Annotated in this window: 15 protein-coding genes; 6 read left to right on the top strand and 9 right to left on the bottom strand. The window is 61.9% G+C overall.

Going from position 1 to position 15,406, the window contains the following annotated elements; translation table 11 throughout:
* Positions 1-88: 88 nt before the first annotated feature.
* Entirely contained in the window at positions 89-1,276 is a 1,188-nt protein-coding gene (locus H7A76_RS06355; protein WP_185697715.1) for an Arm DNA-binding domain-containing protein, read from the top strand.
* 256 nt (positions 1,277-1,532) lie between these two features.
* Here H7A76_RS06355 and H7A76_RS06350 read toward each other — a convergent pair whose 3' ends face one another.
* The 7 genes from H7A76_RS06350 to H7A76_RS06320 form a co-directional block, all read right to left on the bottom strand.
* A complete protein-coding gene (locus tag H7A76_RS06350) occupies positions 1,533-3,110 on the bottom strand; it encodes an anti-phage dCTP deaminase (RefSeq protein WP_185697714.1) in 1,578 nt (525 codons plus the stop codon).
* Between the two features lie 306 nt (positions 3,111-3,416).
* Positions 3,417-4,931 (bottom strand): ABC transporter substrate-binding protein, encoded by a 1,515-nt coding sequence (locus H7A76_RS06345; RefSeq protein WP_185697713.1) that lies wholly within the window; start codon positions 4,929-4,931, stop codon positions 3,417-3,419.
* 28 nt (positions 4,932-4,959) lie between these two features.
* Positions 4,960-5,931, bottom strand: a complete 972-nt coding sequence (locus tag H7A76_RS06340; protein ID WP_185697712.1) for an ABC transporter ATP-binding protein — start codon at positions 5,929-5,931, stop codon at positions 4,960-4,962.
* Positions 5,928-6,914 (bottom strand): ABC transporter ATP-binding protein, encoded by a 987-nt coding sequence (locus H7A76_RS06335; protein WP_185697711.1) that lies wholly within the window; start codon positions 6,912-6,914, stop codon positions 5,928-5,930. Before H7A76_RS06335 ends, H7A76_RS06340 begins: the two co-directional genes overlap by 4 nt.
* The gene (locus tag H7A76_RS06330; protein ID WP_185697710.1) at positions 6,911-7,762 is read right to left on the bottom strand and encodes an ABC transporter permease; all 852 of its coding nucleotides are present in this window, start codon (positions 7,760-7,762) and stop codon (positions 6,911-6,913) included. Before H7A76_RS06330 ends, H7A76_RS06335 begins: the two co-directional genes overlap by 4 nt.
* Complete coding sequence (locus H7A76_RS06325) at positions 7,759-8,706, bottom strand: ABC transporter permease (RefSeq protein ID WP_185697709.1); 948 nt, start codon at positions 8,704-8,706, stop codon at positions 7,759-7,761. Before H7A76_RS06325 ends, H7A76_RS06330 begins: the two co-directional genes overlap by 4 nt.
* Before the next feature lie 3 nt (positions 8,707-8,709).
* Positions 8,710-9,597 (bottom strand): proline iminopeptidase-family hydrolase, encoded by an 888-nt coding sequence (locus H7A76_RS06320; RefSeq protein WP_185697708.1) that lies wholly within the window; start codon positions 9,595-9,597, stop codon positions 8,710-8,712.
* A 164-nt stretch (positions 9,598-9,761) separates the two neighbouring features.
* Here H7A76_RS06320 and H7A76_RS06315 point away from each other — a divergent pair, with 164 nt between their 5' ends.
* Both H7A76_RS06315 and H7A76_RS06310 read left to right on the top strand, forming a co-directional pair.
* A complete protein-coding gene (locus tag H7A76_RS06315; RefSeq protein WP_185697707.1) occupies positions 9,762-10,523 on the top strand; it encodes a LuxR family transcriptional regulator in 762 nt (253 codons plus the stop codon).
* Positions 10,524-10,612: 89 nt separating this feature from the next.
* A complete protein-coding gene (locus H7A76_RS06310) occupies positions 10,613-11,518 on the top strand; it encodes a proline iminopeptidase-family hydrolase (protein ID WP_185697706.1) in 906 nt (301 codons plus the stop codon).
* Positions 11,519-11,558: 40 nt separating this feature from the next.
* Here the strand turns inward: H7A76_RS06310 and H7A76_RS06305 are convergent, their stop codons facing one another.
* On the bottom strand, positions 11,559-12,440 hold the full coding sequence (locus H7A76_RS06305; protein WP_185697705.1) for a LysR family transcriptional regulator: 882 nt from the start codon (positions 12,438-12,440) through the stop codon (positions 11,559-11,561).
* A gap of 116 nt (positions 12,441-12,556) precedes the next feature.
* Between H7A76_RS06305 and H7A76_RS06300 the strand changes: the two genes are divergently transcribed.
* Genes H7A76_RS06300 through H7A76_RS06290 form a run of 3 tightly spaced genes read left to right on the top strand, consistent with a single transcriptional unit; the run spans position 12,557 to position 14,577 of the window.
* Positions 12,557-12,976, top strand: coding sequence for an ester cyclase (locus tag H7A76_RS06300; RefSeq protein WP_185697704.1), 420 nt, complete (start codon positions 12,557-12,559; stop codon positions 12,974-12,976).
* A gap of 3 nt (positions 12,977-12,979) precedes the next feature.
* The gene (locus H7A76_RS06295) at positions 12,980-14,017 is read left to right on the top strand and encodes an SDR family oxidoreductase (protein ID WP_185697703.1); all 1,038 of its coding nucleotides are present in this window, start codon (positions 12,980-12,982) and stop codon (positions 14,015-14,017) included.
* 17 nt (positions 14,018-14,034) lie between these two features.
* Positions 14,035-14,577 (top strand): histidine phosphatase family protein, encoded by a 543-nt coding sequence (locus H7A76_RS06290; protein ID WP_185697802.1) that lies wholly within the window; start codon positions 14,035-14,037, stop codon positions 14,575-14,577.
* A 51-nt stretch (positions 14,578-14,628) separates the two neighbouring features.
* Here the strand turns inward: H7A76_RS06290 and H7A76_RS06285 are convergent, their stop codons facing one another.
* The gene (locus tag H7A76_RS06285) at positions 14,629-15,246 is read right to left on the bottom strand and encodes a helix-turn-helix domain-containing protein (RefSeq protein WP_260497912.1); all 618 of its coding nucleotides are present in this window, start codon (positions 15,244-15,246) and stop codon (positions 14,629-14,631) included.
* Positions 15,247-15,406 lie beyond the last annotated feature (160 nt).

The raw sequence follows: 15,406 nt of genomic DNA, 5'->3' as shown, positions 1-15,406 counted from the left end.
AGATCCGCGACGGGGTCTGGCGGCTGGGTGAAATTTGGATAAAGGCGCCGGACGGCCGGACGCTGATCGACTTGGAAGGATACGAGACATGGGTAGAGGTGGGAGCGGTGTCAGGGCAGTCTCAGACTCGAGCATCGAGATCACGTTCATGTTCCGGGGTGTTAGGTGCCGCGAGCGCGTCGCGCTCAAGCCCACCGCCACTAACCTAAAGAAGGCCCAGCAACATAAGGCGGCGATCGAGCACGCAATCGACCAGGGAACCTTCGACTATTCCGTAACGTTTCCTGGATCTCCCAGGGCGGCCAAATTCGCTCCGGAGACAAGCCAGGAAACTCTCGGTGGATTCCTTGCCCGGTGGCTGGCCGGCAAGCAGAAGCATATTTCCAGCAGCACCTTCGACGGCTACCGGAAAATAGTCGAGCTGCGCCTTGTTCCTGCGCTTGGGCACCACCTCATCCTCGACCTCAAGAGGAAGACGATCAAGGACTGGCTGGATACGCTGCAGGTCGGCAACAAGACCCTGAGCAACATCCAGAGCTGCCTACGGTCAGCTCTCAACGATGCGGTCGACGAGGAACTGCTGGACATGAACCCGTTGGCTGGGTGGACCTACGCCAGGAAAGAGGCGCCGCCAAAGGATGACGATGTGGACCCTTTCACACCAGAGGAACAGCAGACGATTCTGGCTGCCCTGAGCGGCCAGGCCAGGAACCTGGTGCAGTTCGCGCTCTGGACTGGTCTTCGAACAAGCGAACTGGTCGCGCTGGACTGGGGTGATGTGGACTGGGTGCGAGGGGAGGTGATGATCAGCCGAGCAATGACCCAGGCTGCAGGAAGGGAGGCCGAGGTAACAAAGACTGCTGCCGGCCGACGGACAGTGAAGTTGCTGCGGCCAGCCATGGAGGCGCTCAAGGCGCAGAAAGAGCACACCTTCCTGGCTGACAAAGAAGTGTTCCAGAACCCGCGCACACTTGAGCGTTGGGCTGGTGACCAACCGATCCGCAAAACAATGTGGCATCCTGCGATGAAGAAGGCCGGCGTTCGGTACCGGCGTCCCTATCAAACGCGGCACACCTACGCCTCCATGATGCTCTCCGCTGGTGAACACCCCATGTGGGTTGCCAATCAGATGGGTCATAGCGACTGGACTATGATCGCAAGAGTCTATGGGCGGTGGATGCCAAATGCAGACATCCACGCGGGAGCCAGAGCTGAGACGCTTTGGGCTCCCGACGATCTAGCAGTGCCCGGGGCTAGTAAAAGCGAACACTGCTAACGATCTGATTGATCAGGTCTGTGTCAGACTCCACGGTTACCGCCGGTCTGAAATGCGAGGTTGCGAGCACTCGATCACTCCTGAACTGCACGACGTTCGAGCGGAGCGCAGAGACGTCTACACTGTAGCTCGCTACCTCTGAGTAAGCTAAATGCTCACCAGGCTGCACCGTAACAGACTGAAAATCCAAGGAAAGCTGCATCTGCTGCTCCATGCCATTCCCCATAGGATGCTGGTCTCTGTCCGACATTGATGATCACCGTTTGTTCAAGCCGGCGGATTTTAATGCTCTTAAGGTGAACGCTTCAAGCGTATGTATAGCCTCAAGAGTGATTGCTGTCACGGGCGAAGCCTCGTGGACATGCATCGCACCTTTTGGATCCTTTCTGCCGCCTGGGTGGGCCGAGAAAAACCGTAAGAACCTAGAAGGAGCTACTCCGTCAAAAGGCATAACTCGTACCTTTGAGTCATCGCTTTCTCGCTCTGTGATGGAGTCGGAGTGCAATCTAGTCGCTAAGCTCTTTCTATAGGGTTCGAGAAAGTAGACTTCTTTCACGCCAGCGGCGACAAGATGCCGTGCACATGAGTGACAAGGGTAGGTAGTGACAAAGAGTTTCCCATTTCTAATCTGCCCCCCCTTTGTTTCTCCTGCTGTCAACAGAGCATGCATTTCCGCATGCACAGCACGAGAAAATTCAATAAGGCTCTTTAGCTGGGAGTCTTTTCTAAGCATTTCAAATGCGGATGAACGCTTTTTCTCCTCCACGAGCCCATTTGCAATAAGCCTGTCTACCATGGCATTAGCGATGTCGGTTTTCTCAGCATCGTTAAAACAGCGCCCGCCCTCGATATTCCAACACCTACGATCCTCGTCCGTTGAAGAGTTTTGATCAGCTGTATGATACAAGCCACCAAACGCTTTTGGGACATCATTCCAACCTGAAGCGAGTATTTCACCCTCCGAATTAGTTATGGCTGCACCTACTTGTCGTGAAAGACAAGCAGAATTGCGCGCAGCTGAGTAAGCCGCATACATCGCACGCTCATTGACGGTGGGGGTAATAATTCTTGTGCCTAACATCAGCTCGAGAAATCGCCTAACCCTCGTGTTTCGCTGCGAATCTGTAGCCGAGTCAACCCTCAAGAAAAAATCACACTGCGGGAACGTATCCTCAACACTTTGGCCGTACTTAACTTCTTCGCCAGAGTCTCGATCAATGAGCTTATGAATCTCATCTGTAGGGCCTTTTATTCTTGCCAAACGCTCAAGCCGCATCTCAATTGGCGAGTACACACCTACGACATGAAGCATATCGCCATAAACAGATCGAAGGAGTGTTAGCTCGTCAATATTTTTTATTGAATCAATAATGTGGCAACACTTCCTAGCCGCCCTTGGCATGACTGCTGCGCTATCTTCTGCCGCCTCAGGCTCTTTCTGTCTTAGTTCCGAGTCATGTGCGTTCTGATGTGCAGCCCGTGATAACAATATGTCTTGAACTGCCAACTTCGCAAGAACAGCATTGCCATACTCCTTACGAAGTTCGTTCCCTGCATCAATTAGCCGTTCAATTGATTTTTCATCCATCAGGCCTTTCAAGCGCCGGATTTCATCACTCAACCGCAGAATCTTGACTTCTGCATATCCAAAATCCGTTCCTCGAATCAACTCTTGAAAAGTTTTTGCAACCTCATGTAGCGGCGTACCCATCGGGCCACATAGCGCTATAACAATTTCAGGTGTAAGCGATTTTAAGTATGCACCGTGATCATCGAACACGGTACGCTCGGCACGCGGGGTGTCACTAGGGGCTGCGGCAATGGGCACGACCATACGATTCCTTCCGTCTGGATGCTAAATGAATAGCAAGTCAAGGAAACCCAAGAATGGCACATCCGTCGTGGCATCGCGACATATGACAGCTTTTTGCCAGCTTTACCGGTGGAGCCCCCGAATCATAAGGGTTAGACGCGGGTTCAAATCCCCCCGGCTCCACCAAATGATCAAAAAAAGACGTCCACGGACGTCTTTTTTTGTGCCCGGAATCCGCCAAGTCAAGGGCGCCCCCAACAGCATCGCCCCCTCCAGGCGATCATGCAGGGACAACGCTGAACGCTCTCCCTGCATCGTCCATCACCCTCAGTTCTTCACCGTCTCTTCCAGCGACAGGCGGCCCAACGGGCTCTGCTGGAAGTGCTCGATGTTCTTACGCGAGATGTTGATGTACGGACTGTAGTAGAGGTCGATCCAGTTGACGTCCTGCTTGGCGATGGCTTGCAGCTCGGTGTACATCTGCTGGCGCTTGGCCGGGTCGGCCTCGACCCGGGCATCGGCTACCAGGGCCTTGACCTTGTCGTTCTTGTAGCGGGTCATGTAGTTCATGTTGGTGTCGTGCCCGAGGACGAAGGTGCTCTTCTGGTCGGGGTCGAGGATGTCGTTGGTCCAGTACATCACCGACAGGTCGTAGTCGCCGTCCACCAGCATCTGCCAGCTCTGGGTCGGGTCGACTTTCTGCAGGTTGGCGGTCACGCCCACGGCAGCCAGTTGCTGCTGGACCAGGACGGCGACCTGCTCGTCGGCCTCGTTGCCGGCATTGACCACGTAGTTGAGTTTCAGGCCCGAGGCCCCGGCATCCTTCAACAGTTGCTTGGCCTTGACCGGGTCATAGGGGCGCTGCGGGTTGTTGGCGTTGTGATACAGCGCGCCCTTGGGGATGTAGGAATAGGCCACCTGGCCCAGGCCGAAGGTCACGGTGTCGACCAGGGATTTCTTGTCGATCGCCATGTCCAGGGCCTGGCGCACTTCGGGTTTGCCCAACAGGCCGTGATCGTGGTTGATCAACAAGTGATCTTCACGGGTGGACGGGTCCATGTGGATCACCAGGTTCGGGTCTTTCTTCAGGGTCTCGACCCGGGAGAACGGCACGAAGATCGCCGAGTCCAGCTCGCCGGCCTGGACCTTCAGCATGCGAGTGTTGTCGTCCGGGATGGAGATCCACTCCACGCCATCCAGGCTCACCTTGTCGGCCTGCCAGAAGTGCGGGTTCTTCTCCAGCACCACGCGCTCGCCGCGCAGCCATTCCTTGACGATGAAGGCACCCGAGGCCACGGGTTCCTGGGCATAGGCGTCCTCGCCGAGTTTCTCCATGGCCTTCTGCGACAGGATCGAGACGTTGGGCGTGGCCAGTTGCGCAAGGAAAGGCACGGACGGCGCCTTGAGGGTCACCACCAGGGTCTGCGGGTCGGTGGCTTGGGCCTTGTCGATGATCTTGTAGGAATCGCTCCACAGCGAGCCCTTGTTGTCGCGAATCCGCAGCAGGCTGAACGCGGCATCGCCGGCAGTGATCGGCGAGCCGTCGGAGAACTTGGCCGGACGCAGCTTGAAGGTGTAGGTCAGGCCGTCGGCGGAAACCTGCCAGCTTTGTGCCAGGCCCGGCAGCAGCTTGGTGCCGGTGTTGTCGACCCGCACCAGCACGTCGTAGACGTTGGCGAAGACCCAGCTGTCGCGGTTCTGTGCGCTCTTGATCGGGTCGAAGGTGGTGCTTTCCTCACGGCAACCGATGGTCAGCACCCCGGCTGCCTGGGCGATACCGGCGGCCAACGAACAGAGGGTCAAGGTGGCGGCGGTCAGCAACCGCAGGTGTTTCGAACGCATGGTCAAACTCCTTTTTGATGAACGTATTTCAAAGCACGGGGTCGGCGAGCACACATCGGTAGCTGTGCCCACCCAGGTCTCGATGGGGTGGCGGTGTTGCGGCGCAGGCGGGTCGGGCCTGCCGGCAGCGCGGGTGGAAGGCACAACCGCCTGGCAGTTCCAGGGGACTGGGCGGCTCGCCCGGCAAGGGTTCGCTCGCCAAGGGCCGATGGGGGTCGATATGCGGGATCGACTGCATCAACGCAGCGGTATAGGGATGGCGCGGGGCACCGAACACGGCATCGGTAGGCCCCTGCTCGACGATCTGCCCCAGATACATCACCGCCACCCGGCTGCACAGGCGCTGGACGATCGCCAGGTCGTGGGCGATGAACAGGATCGCCAGGTTCATGCGCTCGCGCAGCTCCAGCAGCAGGTTGATGATCTGCCCCTGGATGGACACGTCCAGCGCCGCCACGCATTCATCGGCGACGATCAAGCGCGGCTCCACCGCCAGCGCCCGGGCGATCCCCACCCGCTGGCATTGGCCGCCACTGAGCTCGCCCGGCTTGCGCCCGGCCAGTTCCGGGCGCAGCCCGACCAGGGTCAGCAACTCGTCGACCCGGCGCGCAATCAACGGCGCCGCGATCACGCCCTGTACCCGCAGCACTTCGGCGATGGCCTGGCCGATGCTCAGGCGCGGATTGAGCGCGGCATAGGGGTCCTGGAAGATCATCGCGGTCTGCCGGCGCAGGTGCTGGATATCCAGCTTGCGGCCGCGCGTCACGTCCACGCCATCGAACAGCACCTGGCCTGCGTGGATCTCATTCAGGCGCAGGATGGCGCGGCCCAAGGTGCTCTTGCCGCTGCCCGACTCGCCCACCAGCCCCAGGATTTCCCCCGGGGCAAGATGCAGCGACACCCCGTTGACCGCTTGCAGCCACTGCGGCTTGAAACCGAACAAGCCCGTGCCGGGCGCGGCGAAGCGCACCTCCAGGTCCTTCACTTGCAGCAGGCTCATGACGGGCTTCCAGCCAGCAAGGGGTAATGACAGGCCACCCGCGTACCCTGCCCCAGGGCTTGCATGTCCGGCAGCGCCTGCGCGCAACGGCTGCCCGGCTGGAGGCAGCGGGGATTGAAACGGCAACCCACCGGCAGGGCATCGAGCAACGGCGGCTGGCCGGCGATGGTGCGCAGCCGGGCTTCACCGGCGCCATGGGTCGGCTGGCAACCGATCAGCGCCGCGGTATAGGGATGTCGTGGATGGGCCAGCAGCGCCTGCTTGTCGCCGTGTTCGCAGAGCCGGCCGGCGTACATCACCGCGATGGCATCGCAGGTCTGGGCGACCACGCCCAGGTCGTGGGTGATCATGATGATCGACAGCCCATGCCGGTCGCGCAGGTCCAGCAGCAGGCGCAGGATCTGCGCCTGCACGGTGACGTCCAGGGCCGTGGTCGGCTCGTCGGCGATCAGCACCTGGGGATTGCAGCCCAGGGCCACGGCGATCATCGCCCGCTGGCGCATGCCGCCGGAAAACTCGTGGGGGTAGCTGTCGATCCGCCGCTGCGGGTCGGGAATGCCTACCTGGCGCAGCACATCGATGGCCTTGGCCCGCGCTTCGCGCCTGGAGGCACCCTGGTGCAGGCGGATACCCTCGGCTATCTGCTCGCCGATGCGCATCAGCGGGTCGAGATGACTGCTGGGGTTCTGGAAGATCATCCCCAGGCGCCGACCGCGCACACTGCGCATACCGGCCTCATCCAGTTGCAGCAAGTCCTGGCCGGCCAGTTGCACGGCCTTGCCCTGGGCCCGCAGGTTCGTCGAAGGCAACAAGCGCATCAGAGCCCGACAGGCCATGGTCTTGCCCGAGCCGCTCTCGCCCACCAGGCCAAGGATCTCGCCCTCGGCCAGGTCGAATGACAAACGATCCACCAGGGTGACCTCACGGCCATCGTTTTGGGCGATCACGCTGAGTTCCTCGACACGCAATACCGGCGAGCTCATGAATGCCCCCCGACGTGCTCGGCGATGCCGTCGGCCAACAGGCTGAAGCCCATGGCCAGGGTGACGATGGCCAATCCCGGGAAAGTGCAGAGCCACCAGGCCGAGGTGATGAAGCTCTGGCCCTCGGCGACCATGGTGCCCCACTCCGCGGTGGGCGGCTGCACGCCAAGGCCCAGGTAGCTGACCGCTGCGCCATTGAGCAGCACCAGCACCGCGTCGGACATGGAGAACACGATCGAGCCGAACAGCGCATTGGGCAGCAAATGGCGGAACAGGATGCGCCCATGGCCGAACCCCAGGCTCTTGGCCGCCAGGACGAAATCGCTGTGCTTGAGCACCAGGATCTGCGAGCGGATCAGCCGCGCGTAGGACACCCAGCCCACCAGGGCCATGGCGATGTAGAAGTTGCTCAGGCCCGGCCCGAGGATGGCCATGATCGCCAGCATCAGCACCAGGAACGGGAAGGCCAGGATCACATCGATCAAGCGCATGCACACCGTGTCGAAACGCCCGCCGATGTAACCGGCCAAGGCGCCGATGCAGGTGCCGATGAGGAACGGGAACAACACGCCGATCACCGCCAGCTGCAAGTCGATGCGCGCGCCCCAGATCACCCGGGAGAAGATGTCGCGCCCGAAGTTGTCGGTGCCAAAGGGGTGGGCCAGGCTCGGCGCCAACAGGCGGATATCGGTGTTCTGCACGATCGGGTCGAAAGGCGCGACCCACGGCGCGCAGAACGCCAGCAGCAACCAGCCGCCGACGATGGCCAGGCCCAGCACCGTGGCCAACCGACCATTGCGCAAACCCAGGCCCAAGCGCCCGACAGGGATCGAGGCCTGGACGCTCATCGCATGTTCACCCGGGGATCGATCGCCACCGTCACCACGTCGGCGAGGAAGTTGACCAGCACCGTGGCACAGGCCAGCACCATGGCCACGCCCTGCACCACCATATAGTCACGGGTGAAGATGCCGCGCACCAGCAACTGGCCGATGCCGGGAATGGCGAACAGGCTTTCGATGACCACCGTGCCGCTGATCAGCCAGCCGATGTTCACCGCCAGCAGGTTGACCGCCGGCACCAGCGAATTGGGCAAGACATGCCGACGAAAGATCGCCCCTTCGGACAAGCCTCGGGCCCGGGCAGCAGTGGCGTGGTCGGCCTGCAGCTCCATGAGCATGCTGGCCCGCAGGTTGCGCACCAGCACCGCCGATAGCGCCAGGGCAATGGTCAGGCACGGCAGGACCAGGTGGTGCAGCTTGTCGGCCAGGGTGCGGCCATAACCCGAGACCGGGAACAGCCCCAACTGCACGCTCAACAGCAGGATCAGCATGATCCCCAGCCAGAACGCCGGCATGCCGAGGCCGGCGGTGGTGAACAGGCGGATCAGGTGGTCGCTCCAGCCGCCCTTGTTGCGCGCCGCCAGCGTGGCCAGGGGAATGGCGATCAACAGCGCCAGCAACACGCTGCCGGACACCAGCAACAGCGTCGGCTCGATGCGGCTGGCAATCAGCTTGAGGGCATCGACCTTGTACAGCAGCGACTGGCCGAGATCGCCCTTGAGCAGGTTCTTCAGAAAGTAGAAGTACTGCAGCCACAGCGGCTGGTCGAGGCCGTACTGGGCGCGGATCTTGATCAACGCATCCGGGGTACTGCGCGAGCCCAGCAACGCCCGTGCCGGGTCGCCAGGAATCGAGCGCACCAGCACGAAGGTGATCAGGCTGATGCCGAACAACACCGGCAAGAGCTGCAGCGGGCGCGACAGGATGAAGCGATAACGCGCCAGGTTCATGCACTAGCTCCGGTGGCGCTGCAGAAAGTCCAGCAACACCGGGAAGTAGGCCTGGGGTTCTTCGTAGAACGGCATATGGCTGCTGTTGGGGAAGACATGCAACTGGGCATCCTTGAGCGCCATCTTCATGCGCATGGCGCAGGCCGGGGTCAGCTCGTCGTGCTGGCCGGTGGTGATCAGCACCGGCATCTCGAAGCTGGCCATCTCCTGGATGCGGTTCCAGTCCTTGAGATTGCCGGTATAGAGGAATTCGTTGGGGCCCTGCATGGTGACGTACGGCCCCATGTTCCAGTCGCCCAGGGAACGGTTCACCGGTGCCGGCCATTGGTCCAGGCGGCACACGTGCCGGTAGTTGAGCAGGGTGACCGCGGCCTGGTACTGGGGATGATCCAGGGTGCCCATGGCCTCGTGGCGCTGCATCATGGCCACGGTCTCGCTGCCCAGGGCGCTGCGCAGGCGCTCCAGTTCCAGGGACAGGTGCGGCAGGTCGCCGGCGGTGTTCTCCAGGATCAGGGTCTTGAGGGCCTGGGGATGATGGATAGCGTATTCGATCCCCAGCCAGCCCCCCCAGGAATGCCCCAGCAGGTGGACCTGGCCCAGCTCCAGGGTCTGGCGCACGGTCTCCACCTCGGCCACGTAGCGGCCGATATCCCATAGCGCCGGGTCGGTGGGCCGGTCCGAGGCGCCGGTGCCCAGTTGGTCGAAGGCAATCACCCGCAACCCGTGCTCCTTGAGCCAACCATGGCTATCGCGCAGGTAATCGCAGGGCAGGCCCGGGCCGCCGTTCAGGCACAACAGCACCTCATCGCCTTCGCCAAAGCCATAGGCCACCAGTGTGTGACCATCGACTTGCACTTCGTATCGCTGGTCTGGCTCGACTTCACGCCACATCCTTGTTCTCCATCTGGTCAATGCCCTTTTGGCGCAACCTTACCGAGGAAGCCGTACGTCCATAACCTAGTATTTCCTATAGGTTTGGCCTGGCAGTCCTTTACCCGGGCGTGGCATTCTACCGGCCCGATTTCAGGATTGAAATTGCCAAGGGAGCTGAATGGATGCAGACCAAGCTGTCTGATTTCAATGCCCGTCTCGTGCCCGGCAGGAGCCTGGACGAACAGATGGACAACGTATTGCGCATGGCCCGGGCGCTGGGCTTCGATGCCCTGGTCTACGACTACAGTCCGGTACCGCTGGACCACGAGGGAATACTCCTCACCCCTTCGGTGGTCAGGCTGCGCAACACCCCCGATGACTGGCAGTCGCTCTGGTGCCAGGAAGGCTTCTACCAGATCGACCCTGTCCAGCACGTGGCGGTCAATGCCGTTTCCCCTTTTGCCTGGTCCTATCGCCCGGAAGACGAGACGGTGCTGCAGCGGTTCATGGACCGCAACCACGCGCCCGTGATCAGCTACCTGCACGATTCGCAGATGACCTGCGGGGTCACCGTGCCGATCCACCTGCCCAAGGGCGGCTTTGCCACCCTGACGGGGCTGCGCTCGGACCCCAGCGCCGGCTCCCTCGCCGATGCCCGCCAGGCCCTGGGGGATTTCACCCTGCTCTCCCACGCCCTGCAGGAAGCGGCCTTCCCGCTGCTGGCCAAGGAGTCCCAGGCCTGCCCGATCCACCTGACCAAACGCGAGCGCGAATGCCTGAAACTCGCGGCCGACGGGCTGACCGCGGGCGAAATCGCCAGCCGCCTGAGCCGCTCGCTGGCCACCATCACCCTGCACCTGACCTCGGCGATGCACAAGCTGGGCGCCAAGAACCGGGTCCAGGCCGTGGTCAGGGCCACCCACTACCGCCTCCTGGATAGCTGAGCCGGTAAAAACCTATCTGTTTCTCTAGTTATCCCAGGGGCTGGGCGCCGGTATCTTGTGTTGCAGGGTTTTTCACAGAGCGGCATGAAATGGAATTTCTCGCAACACGCGAAGGCTTCGCATCTTTTGGTCCCTACCAGACCTGGTATCGCATCACCGGCGACCTGGACAGCGGCTACACGCCGCTGGTGGTCATCCATGGCGGCCCCGGCTGCACGCACGACTACCTCGATGCCTTCAGCGACATCGCCAGCAGCGGGCGCCCGGTGATCCACTACGACCAGTTGGGCAACGGCCACTCGACCCACCTGCCGGAAAAGGACCCTGCGTTCTGGAACCTGCAGCTGTTCCTCGAAGAACTGGACAACCTGCTGGACCACCTGCGCATCAGCAACGACTACGCGCTGCTGGGGCAATCCTGGGGCGGCATGCTGGCCAGCGCCCATGCGGCCCGGCAGCCGGCCGGCCTGCGCGCGCTGATCGCCGCCAACGCCCCGGCGGACATGCGCACCTGGGTCGAGGAAGCCAATCGCCTGCGCCAACTCCTGCCGGAGGATGTGCAACAGACGCTGCTCGAGCACGAGCGGGCCGGAACCTACGGGGCCGCCGAATACCTTGCCGCATCACGGGTGTTCTACGACCGCCATGTGTGCCGGATCAGCCCCTGGCCGGACGAAGTGGCGCGCACCTTCGCCCAGGTCGATGCCGACCCGACCGTCTACCACGCCATGACCGGCCCCAACGAATTCCACATCATCGGCAATACCAAGGACCTGTCCATCGTCGATGGCCTGCACCGGATCAAGGTGCCGACCCTGTTGATTTCCGGGCGCCACGACGAAGCCACGCCCACCGTGGTCAAGCCGTTCCTGGACCACGTCCCGGATATTCGCTGGGCGCTGTTCGAAGCCTCCAGCCACATGCCCCACATCGAGGAACGCATGGCCTGCATGGGCACCGTGGTGAAATTCCTCGACGAATCCCTGGCCCGCTGATCCACCAGCCCTCTGCCGGGCCTGGGCCGGCACCCAGGACTCAATCGTCAACCCTTGCAACCTCCAGAACGTCGAGCATGACCTGCTCCAGGATCTCGAAGAAACCTCTGATGTGCGCCTGCTTCAGCGCCTGAGGCCGAGTGACCAGATAGACCTCCATATCTGGAATTTCAAGATCCGGGAACACCTCGGTCAGGTCCCTCGCCAGAAGACGCGGCAGGACCGCCACACCCAGGCCGCGCCTCACCGACTCCAGTTGCACGGCGAACGAGCCCACGCTGATTTGCCCACGGTCCAGGCCCGCCGCCTTGGCAGCACGCATTTGCGGCAGCATATCCAGCGGAGGAAGCAAGGCGATGTTGGCCGCCGTCGCCAAGGTCACCTGCGGGAACCGCTTCAGGTAGCTGGCCTGGGCGAAGACGCCATAAGCGAGCTTGCCCAGGGGCCGATAGATCAACGAGGGCTCGCCCAAGTGCACGGTGCGCACGGCAATATCGGCCACGCCGCGAACGATTTTGTGAAAGTCGCCACTGACCAGAAATTCCACGGAGCAGCGCGGATGCAGGGCCGTAAAGCGACTTGCTGCCTCCAGCACACAAGAAGAAAACCCCTCTCCGGCACTGACCAGGACAGTGCCACACAGCTGCGCCTGCCCCCTGGACAGATCCGTCGCCGTTTGACGCCTCAAGCCGGCTTCCGCCGCCAGAGCCACTTCCACCAGGGACTGGCCACGCGCGGTCAGCCAACAGCCTTCAACGCCTCGCTCGACGAGCGGCTCACCCAGGGCCACTTCCAGTTGGGTCAGGCGACGGGACACCGTCGACGCCGCGATACCCAACAGCTGGCCCGCCTGCAGAAAACTGCCACGCCGCGAGACGGCCAGCAGCAGCCGGAGATCGTCCCAATTTGCCTGCAACGACATACCTTCCATGCCCCTTGGTTTGCATAAATGCAAAGCCATTATGCAGTAGTCGCTGTTTTTCAAGCACGGTCTCGCCGGTATATCTACCGGCCTTCGAAACCACTGGAATGCAATCTATGACGACAGGCCCCCACGACTACGCAGAACGCGCCGCTCGCGCCTTCAATCACCGTGACCTGGACTCGATGCTCGCGCTGGTATGCGAAGACTTCATCTACCTCGATGGCATGGGCATGCAAAGCGGTCGTGAATCCATGCGCAAACGGGAGACCGCCCTGTTCGAGGCGTTCCCTGATGCCCACGTGACCCTCACGCCCTTTATCGTCGCTGACGACCGGCTGGCCCTGAGCGCCCTGTTGACCGGCACCTTCACCGCCCCTCTGGTACTGCCGGGCCGGGTCATCCCGCCTCATGGGCAACCGGTGGCCGTGCGCTACAGCGCACACTTCACCTTCACAGACGGGTTGGCCCGCCGCGAAGAAGTGTTCTTCGACAGCGCAGCGTTGATGCCCCCTGCCGACCAGCAGGAGGGTTGAGCCATGGGTACTGTATTCGTGACAGGTGCCACCGGCTTGCTGGGCTACAACCTGGTGCGGGAACTGGTCGCCCGTGGCTACACCGTCAAGGCCCTGGTGCGCTCAAGAGCCAAAGGTGAGCAGCAGTTCAGCGATCTGCCGGGGGTGAGACTGATCGTGGGCGACATGGCCGACATCGAGGCCTTCGCACCTTCGCTGCGAGGCTGCGATACGGTGTTCCACACGGCGGCGTTCTTTCGCGATAACTACAAGGGTGGCAGCCACTGGGCAACCCTGGAAAAGATCAATGTCACAGGTACACGAGACCTGCTGCACCACGTCTACCGCGCGGGCATACGCCGGTTTGTCCACACCTCTTCGATCGCCGTGCTCGACGGCGCCCCCGACACCTTTATCGATGAGACCTGCCTGCGCGCCGAAGCCGATGCGGATGACTACTACCGCAGCAAGATCCTCGCCGACCGCGAGGTCTTGAGCTTCCTCGACACCCATCCGCAGATGCATGCCTGCATGGTCCTGCCCGGCTGGATGTGGGGCCCGGGCGACAGGGGCCCGACGTCCTCGGGACAGTTGGTCAAGGATGTGGTCGACGGCAAGCTGCCCGGGCTGATCCCGGGCACCTTCTCTGTGGTCGATGCCCGTGACGTGGCCTGGGCCCAGATTTCCGCGGCCAAGAATGGCCGGCGAGGAGAGCGCTATCTCGCGGCGGGTCGAAACCTGAGCATGCGTCAGTTGGTGCCGCTCCTGGGGCGTATTGCGGGCGTCAAGACCCCTACCCGGCAACTGCCACTGCCCGCGTTGTACCTGTTGGCGGCGGTGCAGGAGGTCTACGCGCGCCTGACCGGCAAGCCCGTCTTGCTGAGCATGGCCACGGTGCGCCTGTTGGTACGCGAGGAGAACCGGACCAGCTTTAACCACCGCAAGAGTGAACAAGAGCTTGGCGTGAGTTTTCGCGCGCTGGAGCGAACTGTTTCTGACACCGTGGCCTGGTATCGGCAACATGGCGGGTTCACGAAGACCAAGGACGAAGGCCAGCAGTGAGCAAGACAATCATCCTGATGCGTCACGGCCAGCCAAGGATCGCCGCAGCCGAAAAGATCTCAATGCTCGAGATGAAGGACTGGATCGCACAATACAACCGATCCGAAGTCATCCGCGCCCCTGCGCCGGAAGCCAGCCTGCAACTCGCCGCCACCGCCGGCACCGTTGTTTCAAGCAGCGCGCCTCGTGCCCTGTCTTCCGTCGAGGTACTCGGACTGCAACCTGCCGTGGTCGACGCGCTGTTCTGCGAAGCACAACTGCCCCATGGTGGCTGGCGATTTCCCCGGTTATCGCCGTTTACCTGGGCCTTCATCTTTCGCGTCCTGTGGCTGTGCGGCTATTCGAGCAACGTCGAATCCTTCGGTGCTGCAAAGCAGCGTGCCAGCGCCGCCGCTCAACGGCTACAGGCTCTTGCCGGCGATGAACCGGTGCTGCTGCTCGGTCATGGCGTCATGAATCGGATGATTGCCAAGCAACTGCTGGCAAGCGGATGGACTCGCCAACAGCGTAGTGGCAGCCGCTATTGGAGTGCGTCGGTGTATCACTACGCAGGTGTCTAGACGGTGCTCGCCACAGCACGATCTGTCACGCGGTAGCTTGTGAGTCGGGGCTCAGCGCTCCGACATCACCACCATCACTTCCGCATCCTCGTTTCCCTCGGCCAGGTAGATATGGCCGATGCTGCTGTTGAAGTAGGCGGTTTCCTGCGGCCCGATGCTCACCTGCTCCCCCGTCTCGAACTGGATGCACACCCGCCCGGACAGCACCAGGGCGAACTCCTGGCCGGGATGGCGGATGTAGTCCTCGAACTGCTGCAACTCACGGGCGAAGATCCGCGCATACATGGGCGTCATGTTGCGCCCGGGGAAATCACCGGCCATGGGGTGGTAGTCATAGTTGCCGGTGCTGTAGCCCGGCGCGTCGGCGATGGTGGTGCTGACCACCGTGGGCTGCACCGCCCGGCTGGCCATGGCCGACGGGGCGAACAACTGGGCGATATCGACACCCAGGGCCCGGGCCGCCGCCGCGAGCTTTTCATAACTTACCGAGACCTGGGCCAGCTCCATTTTCGACAAGGTCGACAGCGCCACGCCGGAACGCTCCGAGAGCTGCTTGAGGGTCAGTTTCTGCGCCTTGCGGATGCTACGCAGGCGCGCGCCGACCTGGGTCCGGTCGGTCAGTGGATGGGCGGGGGAGCACGAGGCGGGCTGGGCTCGGTCGGCACTCATGGAGGCTCTCTGTCAGGCGGATAAGGACTGCCACGACAGGAGCCGGGGCAATGGCGAAATATTACCCCATGATCTCCGGTTGACTGGAAAATTCTCATATCTTAGATTTCTCTTATGCGAGAATTTTTCTCGCGACCTTTTTTCGGACAATGAAGGTAGT

This window comes from Pseudomonas sp. MSSRFD41, from assembly GCF_014230245.1.
Lineage (GTDB): Bacteria > Pseudomonadota > Gammaproteobacteria > Pseudomonadales > Pseudomonadaceae > Aquipseudomonas > Aquipseudomonas piscis.
The sequence above is the reverse complement of the archived record's forward strand: the minus strand, read 5'-3'. Positions and strand labels throughout refer to the sequence as shown.

What these genes read in the sequence shown, in the direction of transcription:
- H7A76_RS06355 (WP_185697715.1), top strand. Translation starts at nt 89, where the DNA reads ATGGGTAGAGGTGGGAGCGGTGTCAGGGCAGTCTCAGACTCGAGCATC.
- H7A76_RS06350 (WP_185697714.1), bottom strand. Translation starts at nt 3,110, where the DNA reads ATGGTCGTGCCCATTGCCGCAGCCCCTAGTGACACCCCGCGTGCCGAG.
- H7A76_RS06345 (WP_185697713.1), bottom strand. Translation starts at nt 4,931, where the DNA reads ATGCGTTCGAAACACCTGCGGTTGCTGACCGCCGCCACCTTGACCCTC.
- H7A76_RS06340 (WP_185697712.1), bottom strand. Translation starts at nt 5,931, where the DNA reads ATGAGCCTGCTGCAAGTGAAGGACCTGGAGGTGCGCTTCGCCGCGCCC.
- H7A76_RS06335 (WP_185697711.1), bottom strand. Translation starts at nt 6,914, where the DNA reads ATGAGCTCGCCGGTATTGCGTGTCGAGGAACTCAGCGTGATCGCCCAA.
- H7A76_RS06330 (WP_185697710.1), bottom strand. Translation starts at nt 7,762, where the DNA reads ATGAGCGTCCAGGCCTCGATCCCTGTCGGGCGCTTGGGCCTGGGTTTG.
- H7A76_RS06325 (WP_185697709.1), bottom strand. Translation starts at nt 8,706, where the DNA reads ATGAACCTGGCGCGTTATCGCTTCATCCTGTCGCGCCCGCTGCAGCTC.
- H7A76_RS06320 (WP_185697708.1), bottom strand. Translation starts at nt 9,597, where the DNA reads ATGTGGCGTGAAGTCGAGCCAGACCAGCGATACGAAGTGCAAGTCGAT.
- H7A76_RS06315 (WP_185697707.1), top strand. Translation starts at nt 9,762, where the DNA reads ATGCAGACCAAGCTGTCTGATTTCAATGCCCGTCTCGTGCCCGGCAGG.
- H7A76_RS06310 (WP_185697706.1), top strand. Translation starts at nt 10,613, where the DNA reads ATGGAATTTCTCGCAACACGCGAAGGCTTCGCATCTTTTGGTCCCTAC.
- H7A76_RS06305 (WP_185697705.1), bottom strand. Translation starts at nt 12,440, where the DNA reads ATGTCGTTGCAGGCAAATTGGGACGATCTCCGGCTGCTGCTGGCCGTC.
- H7A76_RS06300 (WP_185697704.1), top strand. Translation starts at nt 12,557, where the DNA reads ATGACGACAGGCCCCCACGACTACGCAGAACGCGCCGCTCGCGCCTTC.
- H7A76_RS06295 (WP_185697703.1), top strand. Translation starts at nt 12,980, where the DNA reads ATGGGTACTGTATTCGTGACAGGTGCCACCGGCTTGCTGGGCTACAAC.
- H7A76_RS06290 (WP_185697802.1), top strand. Translation starts at nt 14,035, where the DNA reads ATGCGTCACGGCCAGCCAAGGATCGCCGCAGCCGAAAAGATCTCAATG.
- H7A76_RS06285 (WP_260497912.1), bottom strand. Translation starts at nt 15,246, where the DNA reads ATGAGTGCCGACCGAGCCCAGCCCGCCTCGTGCTCCCCCGCCCATCCA.